General features: G+C 65.8%; 10 protein-coding genes. 4 read left to right on the top strand and 6 right to left on the bottom strand.

What is annotated here, in order from left to right:
• Nucleotide 1: 1 nt before the first annotated feature.
• From NWF22_RS20975 to NWF22_RS20955, 5 genes are all read right to left on the bottom strand, one after another.
• Entirely contained in the window at nucleotides 2–835 is an 834-nt protein-coding gene (locus NWF22_RS20975) for a thymidylate synthase (RefSeq protein WP_160902558.1), read from the bottom strand.
• Nucleotides 836–907: 72 nt separating this feature from the next.
• Nucleotides 908–2,017, bottom strand: coding sequence for a flavin-containing monooxygenase (locus NWF22_RS20970; RefSeq protein WP_160902559.1), 1,110 nt, complete (start codon nucleotides 2,015–2,017; stop codon nucleotides 908–910).
• Nucleotides 2,018–2,143: 126 nt separating this feature from the next.
• Nucleotides 2,144–3,583: a wax ester/triacylglycerol synthase domain-containing protein gene (locus NWF22_RS20965; RefSeq protein ID WP_160902560.1), complete on the bottom strand. Its 1,440-nt coding sequence runs from the start codon at nucleotides 3,581–3,583 to the stop codon at nucleotides 2,144–2,146.
• A 108-nt stretch (nucleotides 3,584–3,691) separates the two neighbouring features.
• Complete coding sequence (locus tag NWF22_RS20960; protein WP_202398603.1) at nucleotides 3,692–5,302, bottom strand: NCS1 family nucleobase:cation symporter-1; 1,611 nt, start codon at nucleotides 5,300–5,302, stop codon at nucleotides 3,692–3,694.
• Between the two features lie 178 nt (nucleotides 5,303–5,480).
• A complete protein-coding gene (locus NWF22_RS20955; protein WP_160902562.1) occupies nucleotides 5,481–7,451 on the bottom strand; it encodes a flavin-containing monooxygenase in 1,971 nt (656 codons plus the stop codon).
• A 146-nt stretch (nucleotides 7,452–7,597) separates the two neighbouring features.
• Here NWF22_RS20955 and NWF22_RS20950 point away from each other — a divergent pair, with 146 nt between their 5' ends.
• The 4 genes from NWF22_RS20950 to NWF22_RS20935 are packed head-to-tail and all read left to right on the top strand — an operon-like array spanning nucleotide 7,598 to nucleotide 11,590.
• On the top strand, nucleotides 7,598–8,236 hold the full coding sequence (locus NWF22_RS20950; RefSeq protein WP_160902563.1) for a nitroreductase family protein: 639 nt from the start codon (nucleotides 7,598–7,600) through the stop codon (nucleotides 8,234–8,236).
• A complete protein-coding gene (locus tag NWF22_RS20945) occupies nucleotides 8,233–9,837 on the top strand; it encodes a class I adenylate-forming enzyme family protein (RefSeq protein ID WP_160902564.1) in 1,605 nt (534 codons plus the stop codon). Before NWF22_RS20950 ends, NWF22_RS20945 begins: the two co-directional genes overlap by 4 nt.
• Entirely contained in the window at nucleotides 9,837–10,487 is a 651-nt protein-coding gene (locus NWF22_RS20940) for a TetR/AcrR family transcriptional regulator (RefSeq protein ID WP_160902565.1), read from the top strand. The genes NWF22_RS20945 and NWF22_RS20940 overlap by 1 nt, the downstream gene beginning before the upstream one ends.
• Nucleotides 10,484–11,590: a CaiB/BaiF CoA transferase family protein gene (locus tag NWF22_RS20935; RefSeq protein WP_160902566.1), complete on the top strand. Its 1,107-nt coding sequence runs from the start codon at nucleotides 10,484–10,486 to the stop codon at nucleotides 11,588–11,590. Before NWF22_RS20940 ends, NWF22_RS20935 begins: the two co-directional genes overlap by 4 nt.
• On the opposite strand, the gene NWF22_RS20930 is transcribed toward NWF22_RS20935, so the two are convergent.
• Nucleotides 11,587–13,134, bottom strand: coding sequence for a DUF222 domain-containing protein (locus tag NWF22_RS20930; protein ID WP_160902567.1), 1,548 nt, complete (start codon nucleotides 13,132–13,134; stop codon nucleotides 11,587–11,589). The genes NWF22_RS20935 and NWF22_RS20930 overlap by 4 nt on opposite strands.
• Between the last annotated feature and the right edge of the window lie 208 nt (nucleotides 13,135–13,342).

Raw genomic sequence — 13,342 nt, 5'->3', positions numbered from 1 at the left:
CTCAGACCGCCACCGGCGCCTTGATGCCCGGATGCGACTCGTAACCCACCACCGCGATGTCGTCGAACTCGTAGTCGGAGATCGACGTCGCGCGCCGCAGTTCGAGGGCCGGATAGGGATAGGGGTCGCGCGAGAGCTGCAACCGCACCTGATCGACGTGGTTGTCGTAGATGTGGCAGTCTCCGCCGGTCCACACGAACTCGCCGACATCGAGGTCGGCCTGTTGCGCCATCATGTGGGTGAGCAGGGCGTAGGAGGCGATGTTGAACGGAACCCCGAGGAACAGGTCCGCGCTGCGCTGATACAGCTGGCAGGAGAGCTTGCCGTCGGCGACGTAGAACTGGAAGAACGCGTGACACGGCGGCAGCGCCATCTGCGGGATCTCGCCGACGTTCCAGGCCGACACGATGTTGCGACGTGAGTCGGGGTTGGTCCGGAGGAGGTCGAGCGCCGCCGAGATCTGGTCGATGTGCTCACCGGACGGCGTCGGCCAGCTGCGCCACTGCACCCCGTAGACCGGTCCGAGATCACCATCGGCGTCGGCCCATTCATCCCAGATGGTGACGCCGCGGTCCTGCAGCCACCGCACGTTTGAGTCGCCCCGCAGGAACCACAGCAGCTCGTAGATGATCGACTTCAGATGCACCTTCTTGGTGGTGATCAGCGGGAAGCCGGCCGACAGGTCGTAGCGCAACTGGTGTCCGAACAGGCTCCGGGTACCCGTGCCCGTGCGATCCGCCTTGGGCGTGCCGGTGTCGAGGACCAGCTGTAGCAGATCCTCGTACGGAGTCGGGGTACCGCCGGTCGGCGTGATGTCTCGGATGGCCGTACTCACGATGCCAGTCTAGGTCCCCGGTACGGTCTGCCGGAACGCGGCGTACGCCGACTCGCCGGCTTTCGCCGGACGTCACCTCAGTGCGGTCGAGCGCACCGAGCCGAGAAGCTCGTCGATCCGAGCCGCGATGTCGGCGGCATCGCGGCCGACTCCACCGAGAAGCGCGGAACTCAGCGCCCGGATGAACGGCAGGCCGATGAAGTACAGACCCGGCTCGGTCGTGATCGCGCCGCGATCGTGTCTCGGATACCCGTCGTCGAGGATCACCTGCAGGTCGATCCACGAGAGGTCCGGGTCGAAGCCGGTGCACCACACGACGTTGGCGACGTCGAGCACTGTCCCGTCGGCGAGAACGGGCCGGCCTTCACGCACTCCGGCCACCCGCGCGACCCGCTCGATGCCCGCCTTGGCCAGCCCACGGGGACGAATGCCGCCCAACGGTATGCCCTTCGGCGGGTGCAAGAAATGGTCGCGCGCCCGGCGACCGATCGGCGTACCGACCGTGAGCACATGCGTGGCGGCAAACCACATCAGCGGCATCATCATCCGGTCGGGGATCGTGCCCCTGCTCGTTGGCTCATGGCCGGTGTCGCGTCCGGACAGCCAGACGCGGGTCCCGCGGGACAACTCGAGCGCGATTTCCGCTCCCGAATTGCCCGCACCCACCACCAACACACCGCCGGGTCGCAGCTGCGACGGATTGCGGTAGCCACTGGAGTGCAGTTGCGTGATGTCGGAACGGAGTTCGGGTGCGACATCGGGCACGCGTGGCGTGCGATATGCACCGGTCGCCACCACCACCGCGTCGGCGAGGAACACCTCGTCGCCGGCAACGGCCGCGAAACGCGAGTCACGGTGGGACAGACGATCGACGTTGACGCCGGTCCGGATCGGCACAGCGAATCGCGCAGCGTATGCCTCCAGGTAATCGGCCACCTCATCCTTGTTCGGATACGACGATCGCGAACCGGGAAACGGCATCCCCGGCAGTCCGTTGTAGCGGTTCGACGTGAACAGTTGCAGCGAATCCCACCGCTGCCGCCATGCGTCACCCACTCGATCGTTCCGGTCGACGACCAGACAGTGACGACCTCGACGTATCAGCTGCTGCGCCATCGCCAGTCCCGCCTGACCGCCGCCGATCACCAGGGTCTCGGTCTCATGAGCCGTTACGCCGGCCATCGTCCACACCTCCGTCGGGTCGGTCGATCCCGTGACCCTGACGCTAGGACGTCACGTCCGCTCGGACATCGAGCGAACAACCCAACTCGACCGCACGCACACTGCGGCATTCACCCCACACGCCCTTCACCCCGACGCCGTCTGCAGCTCCGCCAGGGTCTGCCGGATGCCCTCACGGATGTCGCGACCGGCCTGCTCCCCACCTTCCCCGGTCGAGATTCCGAAGCTCAGTTCTCCGTCGAACGACAGGACGGCGACAAGGCACCACAACGGACGGCCGAGTGCGACGATGGGCAGCATCTGCCGCACCCGCCTGCCCTGGTAGTAGGTCGGGAAGGGCGGACCGGGGACGTTGGTGACGAGTGTGTCGACCATCCACTCCGGCAGTGGTCCGCGGTGGCGGACCGCCACCGTCTGGATGGCGGCCGGAGCGACGTTGAACATATCTGTGATGACCTTGACCGACTCGGCCTCACCGGAATGCTTCACCTTGTTGATGTGATCGGTGATCCAGGTCAGTCGCTCGACCGCCGTCCCACTCACCGGCAGCTGGGTGAGCAGCCCGGACACCTGGTTGTTCGAGGACACATCGAAGGGTGCCCGGACCGAGACCGGGATCACGACCTTGAGGTATTTCCCGTCGGTCGGTTTCGCACGGCGTTGCATCATCAGCCCGTATCCGCCGGAAACCATCGCCATGACGACGTCGTTGAGCGTGCAGCCGAACGCGTTCTTGACCGCCTTCACGTCGGCGATCGGCATCCGCACCATATGCCAATGGCGCCGGACACCGGGTGAGCCGCCGATCAGCGAACCGAACCGCGGCGCGGTCCACGTACGGACTGCCTCGGCGGCGCTGGCGAACTGTTCCCCCGCTCTGCGCCCGGCGTCGACCACCGCCGTGGCCGCCTCACCCGGGTGGAGCGACGTACGCAGCGCACGCATCAACCGGTCTCCACCGTCCGCGACCGAGGCGACCAGATGATCCCGCGGCGACCCTCCCGTACCGACGCTCGGCGCGAGCTCGCGGCCCGCGCCGAGGAGGGCATCGGTGAGTGTGGTGGTCCCGGCGGCATCCGTGTCGAGCAAATGGCCCAACATCAACACCGAGCCCTGTCCGTCGGCCACCACATGATGCACCCTGGTCACCATTCCGAAGCCGTCGGCCAGACCGGTGAGCAGATGCATGTCCCACAGCGGGCGTTCGAAATCGAGCGGGATCTCCATGATGCGCGACACCGCCTGCTCGAGCGCGGCATCACCGCCGTCGCCGCCGAGGTCGATCTCCCGGATGTGATGGGTCAGGTCGGCTTCGGCGTGCTCCCACACCGGCCGCCTGATCCGCAACGACGACGGCACGATTCGCTGCTGAAGCCGGGGAGTCAATGCGATGCGGGAGGCGACGAAATCGCGTGTCTCCTGCAGGGTCGGCGCCGGGCCGTCGGCCACGATCACCGACCCGATGGCGACCGACGGCCCCGGCTCCTCGGCGTCGACGAAGACGGCATCCATCGCACGGATCCGCTCGCCGTCGCCCGCCGACGTCCCCGACTCATCATTCGCCATGTCGGACACGCTACGTCGAAACGGACCCCCGCCGAGCCGGACCAGCGGATTTCACCACCCGGGGCTCCCGTCAGAGGAGAGACCACCGGGTGGTGAGGCCCGAATTGCCTACTCGACCGGCTTGGCGGTGGTCACCTCGGTAGCGTCGGACGGTGCGACGGTGCCGTCAGCGGAAACCTCGATATCGGCGGTGGCCTTCGCGTGTGCCATCTCCTCGGCCGCGGCCAGGTGCATACCTGCGCTCCGTGCGAACAACACGTACGCGACGAACGCGGCGATGCAGCCGACGAACCAGCTGTACTGACCGAGCCACGACACCGCGGACACGAGTTCGGGCAGAACGACGGAACTGATGGAGGCCGCGCCACCGACGATCACCGACTTGACGGCGACGGGGTTGAAGCCCTTCTGGTACCAGTAGGTACCGCCTTCCTCCATGGAGAAGAGGTCATCGACCACCACATGCTGCTTGCGGATCAGGTAGTAGTCGGCGATCAGGATGCCGAACAGCGGCCCGATGAGTGCGCCCAGGATGCCGAGGGTCCACAGGATCGCCTCGTCGTTGTTGTACCAATTCCACGGCATGAGAATGACCGAACCGCAGGCGGCGATCATTCCGCCGGTCCGCCAGCTGATCTTCTGCGGGTTGACGTTGGAGAAGTCGAAGGCCGGTGCGACGAAGTTCGCCACGATGTTGATGCCGATGGTGGCGAGCACGAAGGCGAACCCGCCCAGCAGCACCGCGAAGTAGGTGTCGATGGCGGCGACCGTGTCGATGGGGTTGGTCATCAACTCGCCGAACACCGGCAGGGTCGCCGAGGCGGTGAGCACGACCAGCAGCGAGAAGACGATGAAGTTGATCGGCAGTCCGATGAAGTTGCCCAGTTTGAGCTGCTTGTACGACTTCGCGTAGCGGGAGAAGTCGCCGAAGTTGAGCATCGGCCCGGCGAAGTACGAGACCACCAGCGCGATCGCGCCGGCCATCGCGGCCAGCTGTTGGCCGACCGACAACTGCAAATCGTTGATGGTCAGGTCGAGACTGATCTGCCAGTCGGCGCGGGCCATCATGTAGATGCACAGCATGAACATCATGGCGTAGATCAGCGGCCCACTGACGTCACAGAGCCACCGCACCATCTCCATGCCCTTCCAGAAGACGAGCGCCTGCAGGACCCAGAGGATGGCGAAGCTCAGGTAGCCCACATAGGACAAGCCGAGGAAGGTGTGCGCGTCGGTCGCGTAGTCGCCGAGGCCCGGGAACAGCTTGAGAATCATGATGGTCAGGGCGCCCGCGGCCAGGAACGTCTGCACGCCGTACCACGCGATGGCGATGCTGCCGCGGATGATCGCCGCGATGTTGGCCCCGAGCACACCGAATGCGACGCGAGCGACAACCGGATACGCCAGGCCGTGCACCTGGCTGGGTTTGGCCACCAGGTTGCACATGGCCTGCACGATGCAAATGCCGACGATCAGGCAGACGAAGACCTGCCAACTGGTCAGGCCGAGCGCGAACAGGGCACCCGCGGTCACGTAGCCGCCGACACTGTGCACGTCGGCCATCCAGAAGGCGAAGATGTTGTACCAGTTCCACTTCTGCTCGACGAGGGGCGCAAGGTCCTCGTTGGTCAGCCGTGGGTGATACGACTTCTTGATGATCGACGTTCCTGCCGGCCCGGTGTGGACCCCGGGGGTCAACTGGGACGAATCGGTTGCCATGCACATCTCCTCGACGATTCGGGGTTCTTTCGTCTCCCTAAAGACGCTAAGAAGGCTGTGTTTCGCGGTTACCGGTCGAGCGTTTCGCGCACGTTAATGCGTGAGAACAAACATCTATATTTCCGAAATACAATGGGCAGACGCACCCTCGGCGTCTCGTGTTCGCCGCCCCCAGCGGTCAGCCGACCGCGCCCGCCGGCACATCGGTTGCGGGTTCGCTGACGAAATCCTCGCGATCGACCGCGCGGGTCATCGTCCAATAGTCGATGATCCGCCACGGCAACACCGCCACCACCCGGCCGTCGTCGTTGCGGTACCAGTTGGTCATCGCCGGATGCGTCCACACCATGCGGGCGTGCGCCTCGTCGACGGCCCGGTTGTAGTCGGCCGTGACATCGTGGCGAACCTCGAGGGCCCCGAGGTGCTCGTGTGCCATCAGAGCTATCGCGTCGGACACGTAGCGGACCTGGTATTCGAGGATGCTGATGAAGCTCCCGCCGTGTCCGAGCGCCGTGTTGGGCCCGGTCAGCACGAACAGGTTGGGAAAGTCGGGCGCCGTGATACCGAGGTAGGCGAACGCGTCGTTCTCTCCCCACACCTCGACGGTCGAGCGGCCACTGCGGCCCCGCACATCCATCGGATACAGAAACCGGTCGCTGTGGAACCCGGTGGCCAGCACGATGATGTCGAAATCGCGTGCGGTGCCATCGGTGTCGACGAGCCCGGACCGCGTCACCTCCCGGACTGCGCGCGGCACGAGTTCGACGTTGTCGCGGCGCAGCATCGCATACCACCCGTTGTCGAGCAGCATCCGCTTGCCGAAGGGGGGATAGTCCGGAGTCGAGAGTTCGATCAGGTCCTCGCGGTCACCGAGTTGGTCGCGCAGATAGCGGAGGTAGAACCCGCGGTGACCGTGGTTGGCCGCATTGATCGACGCCGTCTGCTCTGGCCACTCCGGATCGACCTGCAGTGTGGGATGAACCTTGTCGTTGAAGATCCAGGACAATCGCGCGCGATACCATTCCCGGTATCCCGGAACGTGAACCATCAGCCAGTGCACGTCGTCACCGACCGGCGCGAAGTAGTCGCCGTTCGGGGCGATCCACTGCGGTGAGCGCTGGAAGACGGTCAGCGACTCGACGTCGTCGACGATGGCCGGTCCGATCTGCATCGCGCTGGCACCGGAGCCGACGATCGCCACGCGCTTGCCGGTCAACGCGCCGGGTTCGTCGAGTTCGGCCGGCCACTGTGCAGAATGGAAGATGCGTCCGCCGAACTCGTCCATGCCGGGCAACGCCGGGATCTTGGGGCGATTGAGCAACCCCACTGCGCTGATCACCAACCGAGCCCGCAGCGTTGCGGTTGCGCCGGCGCGATCGCGCGCGGTGACCGTCCAGTGCTGGTCGGCCGGGTCATAGGCTGCCGACTCGACCTCGACCCCGAAGCGGATGCGCTCGCGCAACCGGTGTTCGTCGGCGTAGGCGGCCAGGTACCCCTGCACCTCGTCGCGCTTACCGAAATGCGTCGACCAATGATGCTCGAACGACGAGATCGAATACAGGTAGCTGGGAGTATCGACGCCGGCACCCGGATAGCGGTTCTCCCACCAGGAGCCACCCACGTCGTCGTTCTTCTCCAGCACCACGTGCTCGACCCCGGCCTCGCTCAGCTGCACCGACATCAACATGCCTGCGACACCGGCTCCGATCACGATCGCGGTGAGGTGACCCGCCTCGGCCGCCGGCACGGTCCGCGGGACCGGGTCCGATTCACGCGCACCTCGCACGATCTCGGCCATCATCGGACTGAATTCGTGCGGCACCGACTCGCCGGCGGTGAAGTCCAGCACGGCAGCGATCTCCGGCTCACTCATCGCCCGGCGCGGCGGCGCACCGGCGGCGTGCCACGCGCACACCGCTTTCACGACCGCATCGCAGATCTCATCGCGGATCTCCGGGTCCAGCCCACCTGTTCGGTTGTCGTCCATTCCCCGCGGCCGGGTCGGACGGTAGCGCTCCGACAGCCACCGCTCATCCCCGGTCATCTCGACCAACGTGGCGATCAGGGTGGGGATGTTGCCGGCGCGCGTGGCGTCGCGCAGACGGGCGACGTCGACGGGAGCGAGGCTGCGTTCGGTGACACTCGACATGAGCAATGCTAACCATGGTTAGTTTCGTTTCGTCAAGACCGATCAATATGCGTGCTATTGCTCTTGACAGTCCTGCAAGTGCCGTGCAACTGTGATCCGCATCATGCTAACTGTGGTTAGTGCAATCAAAACAAGGAGAGCTGCGGATGGAACTCAGTGAGGCAATGCGGTCGACCGGTACCTGCCGATATTTCAGCGACGAGTACGTGTCCGACGAGGTCCTGTACCAGGCGTTCGACAACGCGCGGTTCGGGCCGCAGGGCGGAAATCGCCAGCCGGTGCGCTGGGTCGCGGTGCGTGATGCCGAGACCAAGAAGCGCCTGGCCGAGCTCTACCTCCCCTACTGGGAGGGCTATTACGCCGCGGTGATCGAGGGCAGCAAGGCGGTCGGGGCGGTGCCCAAGACCGTCGAGTCCGCCAACAACTTCGCCCACAACCTGGCCGACGTCCCGGTGATGATCGTGGTGTGCGCGGAGTCCGAGGGTCTGCACCCGACCGATCACGAGCTGGGTCGGCTGTCGGTCGTCGGCGGTGCATCGATCTACCCAACCGTCCAAAACCTCACCCTTGCGCTGCGCGAACAGGGTGTGGCGACGGCATTGACCACCCTGCTGTGCGCCGAGGAGCCCGCCGTCAAGGAACTGCTCAACATTCCGGACGGCTATATCACCGCCGCCCACATCGCGGTCGGCTACCCGCGGGACGGCTTCCCGCGCAAACTCACCCGTACCCCGGTCGAGCAGATCGCGTTCCTGGACCGCTTCGACACCCCGATGTTCGCATGAGCGCACCCACGCGAGACGAGACCGTGCGGCAGCTCACCGACGTACAGCGTTCGACGCTGGGTCGGGCGACCATCGGCGATCAGCTCCGCCGCCTGGCCCAGACCCAGGGCAACAAGACGGCGATCATCTCCTATGGCGCGGACGGATCTCGGCAGGCCACCACCTACGGAGAGCTGAACCGACGGGCCAACCGCTTCGCGCATGTGCTGCAGGCCATGGGCGTCAGGCGCGGCGACGGGGTGGCCGTGATGAGCCGCAACCGCGTGGAATCGGTGATCGCCTACTACGGCGCGCTCAAGGTCGGCGCGTTCTACTCCGGCATCAGTGCACTGTTCGGTGAGCGGGAGATCGCCCAGCAGATCGATCATCTGCAGCCCGCGGTCCTCGTCGTTGCGGCCGAACATGTTGCGGTCGCCGGCCCGGTGGCCGAACGCGCCGGTGCGCAGGTGATCGTCGTCGGCGACTCGCCCGATCCCGCATCGCGGGCATTCGAGGCACTGGTGGCCGACGCCCCCGAGGATGAACCGATCGCCGACGTCGACGAACACGACCTCGCCATGATCGTCTACACCTCCGGCACCGAGTCGACGCCCAAAGGTGTGGAGATCGCGCACCGCAACTACCTGATCTCCACTGCCCCGGCCTACACGTGGGGGCTGCGCTGTCTGCCCGACGATGTGTGGCTCTATGTCATGCCGTTTCACACCATCGCCGGAATCGGGTCGCTCACCTCGTTGACGTTGCTCGGCGCGACGTTGGTGCTGCCTGCCTCGGTCGACCCGGGGACGTCGCTGAAGCTCATTCGTGACGAGTCCATCTCGGTGCTCGCGCAGACCCCGACATTCTTCATCGCGCTCGCCAACCACGAGGACTTCGGACCGGACACCGTCGGCACCGTGCGTCGCTGCCTCACCTACGGCGGTCAGGTGTCCCCGTTCGCCATCGACGCATGGGCCAATGCCAGCCCCGCATCGGTGTGGGGCACCTACTGGGGCCAGTCCGAGCTCACCCAATTGGGTTCGGTCGGCTGGTTCACGCGGCTCGAGGACGTCCCCGACCACGACCCGACATGGATCGGCAAGCCCGTCGGGCATCTGGAGATCCGCGTGGTGGACGCCAATGGCGAGGATGCATCCGAGGGTGAACTGCTGTGCCGGACACCGTCGGTGATGCTCGGCTACCACAAGGATCCCGAGCGGACCGCCGAAGTCCTGGCCGACGGGTGGGTGCACACCGGGGACATCGTCCGTGTGGACGAGGACGGCAATCTGTTCTTCCGCGATCGTCGCAAAGACATGATCAAGACCGGCGGGTTCAATGTCTCGTCACAAGAGGTCGAACGCACCCTGCAAAGCCATCCCGACGTGTTGCGAGCGGCGGTGGTCGGTCTGCCCGACGACTACTGGTCGGAGGCCGTCACGGCATTCGTCGTGCTGCAGGACGGGGCGAGCCCCACCGCCGAGGATCTGCGGCAGTACTGTCGAAACGACCTGGCCTCGTACAAGATCCCCAAGACGGTGCACCTGGTGTCGGAACTGCCCACCGATCCCCAGGGGAAGCTACTCAAGCGTGAGCTGCGGAAACAGTTCGGAAAGGGTTGATGGATGTGAATGCGGGGGCCGAGTCGGCCGCGCCGCTCGACGACGCCGAATCGGTACCACCGCGTGGCACCCGGACCCGGCTGCGTCGGGACGAGATCATCACCGCTGCTGCGGAGTATTTCGCCGAGCACGGCTACAACAACGCCGGCATGCGTGACATCGCTCAGGCGGTCGGGATCAAGGGCGCGAGTCTGTACAACCACTTCCATTCGAAGGAGGAGATCCTCTACGCGATTGCCCTGCAAATGACGAAGGACCCGCAAGAACACCTGCTGGTCCTCGACGCCGAGGGCTCGCCGGCGCAGCGGTTGACCGCGTTGATCGAGGTGCACATCCGTCATCTCGCCACGCATCGGGTGGAGCATCTGGTGAGCTTGCGCGAGCTGTCAGCGTTGTCGCCCGAGCACCGCGCGGTGGTCACCGACTACCGCAAGTATTACCAACGGCGGGTGCGCGACGTGATCGCCGCGGGAGCCCGCGCCGGGCAGTTCAGGGTGCGCGATGCCGGGCAGTCGGCGATCGCGGTGCTGGACCTGATGAACGGCATCAGCTGGTGGCTACGAGACGACCAGAATGTCGATCAGCTCGTCGCGGATTATGTCGATTTCGCCGTGTGCGGCATCCTGCATCACCGCGGGGACGCTCGATGAGCGGACCGTTGACCGGCGTGCGGGTCGTCGAGATGCTCGGCCTCGGACCGACCCCGCACTCGTGCATGATGCTCGCCGACCTCGGGGCCGACGTCGTCCAGATCCGCCGGCCGGGAGGATCTGCGTCGCCGGACGGTGTCCCCGACGCAGACGCCGGCATGTGGCGGGGTCGACGGGTCGTCGAGGCCGATCTCAAGGACGCCGACGACATCTCGCGGGTGCGGGAACTGATCGCCGGGGCGGATGTGCTCGTCGAAGGCTATCGGCCGGGTGTGATGGAACGGTTGGGGTTGGGGCCCGACGCCCTGGCAGCAGCCGCACCCCAGCTGATCTATGCCCGGATGACCGGCTGGGGGCAGTCCGGCTCGTACGCGCTGGCGGCGGGCCACGACATCAACTACCTGGCCGTCACCGGCCTGTTGAATGCGATGGGTCCGGCCGACCGCCCACCGGTTCCACCGCTGTCACTGGTGGCCGACTTCGGTGGTGGCTCGATGTTCTTGGTGGTGGGAGTGCTTGCCGCACTGCATGAGCGGCACAGCTCCGGCCGCGGACAGGTCATTGACGTGGCGATGACCGATGGCGCCGGCGTCCTCGGCGCACTGCAGTGGTCGTGGAAAGCCGCCGGCCGCTGGGCGGATCGGGCCGACGGCAATCTGCTCGACGGTTCAGCACCCTTCTACACCACCTACGCCTGCGCCGACGGGGGATACATCGCCGTCGGCGCCCTGGAAGACATCTTCTGGCACAGGCTGATCGACACCCTCGAGGTGGACGATCCGCCGGACCGGTGGGATCGTGCGTCGTGGCCCGGACTCACGCAGACGCTCGCCGCGCGTTTCGCGTCCAGGACCCGCGCCGAATGGGAGTCGGTGTTCGACGGCGTCGATGCCTGCGTCACACCGGTTCTCGACTTCGGTGAATCCGCCAAGCATCCGTACGCCACGGAGCGTGCCAGCTATGTCGAGGTCGAGGGCATGACGCAGCCCGCTCCGGCACCACGGTTCTCTCGCTCGACGATGCGGACGCCGCTGGCTGCAACAAGCACAGACGTGACAGCGGTTCTGGACGAGTGGCAGGGCCCTGCGGGAGGGCGACGCTAGAACGGCGGTGGGCCGGCGGCGGTGACGCGTTTGCGGTTGCGGGCGCGTTCGGCGCGTCTGCGGGCGTGTTTGTTCGCCACCCGTGTGCGGACGCGGGTGCGGGGTTCGATCTGACCGGTGGTGTGTCGGGGTGGGGCTTGGGCGGGTGCGGTGAAGCGGATGCGGCGTAGTCCGGGAAACAGATCTTCCTGGGTTTCGGCCTCGCCGGGCAGCACCAGTCCTTCGGGGGTGATGTACTCGGTGACCAGCCGCCCGTCGTCGTCGCGCCATTGGTCATCGATCCAGTCACCGAAGGTCTTCAACAGGTGTCCGGGGCGGCATTTGGCGTTCAATCCCACCTCGGTGGTCTGTCCGCCACGATGCGGACACGCATGGTCGTACTCGTCGACATGATCGAGATCCCCGCGCCACGCGGACGTCAGACATCCGGGCTCGGTGCAATAGCCGTCCCGCAACCGGATAAAGGTGTCCAACGCGGCCGACGGCCGATACGGATCCGACGGCAGATGCGCCGGCAGCGTGAACGTGCCGTCGGGTTCCGGTTCCGTGTTCGGCGGCACCAGATACGACGCCTTCGTGTCGGCACGAGCCGCGATATCTCGCACATGCTCCGGCGAGATCACACCATGCCCGTCCATGTAGCCGACATGGTTGGCCGTGCCCTTCAGCGTGGCCTCGTCGGTGACCACATGCAGCACCGCCCGGCTGTCGACCGGCGGCACCACCCCGGGCTCCGGGATGACGGCAGTGCAGTCGTCGTGGCCGCAGTCGCATTCGAAGGCGGTGCCCGACAACAGCGCGAACATGGCATCCGATTGCCGTTGCGGCTTGGTCCGCGGATCATGCTCACACACGCTGTCGGCCAGTGCGGCCACCGCCGCGGCGGCGATACGCACATTCTCCGCCGACATCACCCCAGTGATCTCGGCGGTACCGTCCTCCCGCGGGTTCGTCCACATACGGCGGTCGTCGAGCGCCTGCTCCCGACGTTCCCGCACGGCGTCCGGGTCATGACGAAACACGATGCGGTCAATCATGTCGCGGAACCGTGCCCTACTCCATGTGCCGCGCTTGTTGCGCAACGTTTCCGCGATGTCGGCGTCGACGAGCGGAGCTGCCGATGATTCGGCCAACAGGTCGGTCCGGCTGATGGCTTTCTGGGCATGCCACGGTCCGATCACGCCGTCACGCAAACATTCCGACACCTCGGGCAGCCGGTCTCGCAGCGCGACCGCATCATTGAGCAGTGTTTCCGCGGCGCCACGAGAGGTCCCGCGGAGTTTGGCGATTCGCGCTGCGGCGTCGGCGAATCCGTCCACCACGAAGCCGTCGGTATCTTCACGCGCAGCGACCAGGCGGTCGTAGAGTGCTGCCACCGACTGATACTCGGCATACGCCAGATATGAGCGACCACGGTCGAGCTCGGCCATCCCCAGCAGGATCTCGTTGGTCGGGTCCTCATCCGGATATGCCGCATCCACACCACCGAGATAGTCACGCGGCAACTCCGGCCACGGCGACGGCGAGGACAACACGGATGACACGAGGGACCCTTCACGGACTCGACATTGATCACAACCGACAACGCAGGATCTCTCCGATATGCCACTCGCCGTGACGAACCCGACCCCGGGGCCGGTTTCAGCAAGTTCGCGCCCACCCGTTTCGCTTCAACTCATCCTGCTGGAACCAAGGTACGACACAGCACCGACAAGTTTGCTCTGCGCAGGTCAGGGGCTCTTTCTGATACCG

The organism is Gordonia mangrovi (assembly GCF_024734075.1).
Lineage (GTDB): Bacteria > Actinomycetota > Actinomycetes > Mycobacteriales > Mycobacteriaceae > Gordonia > Gordonia mangrovi.
Note: the sequence above shows the minus strand (reverse complement) of the source record. Positions and strands in the feature narration are given on the sequence as shown.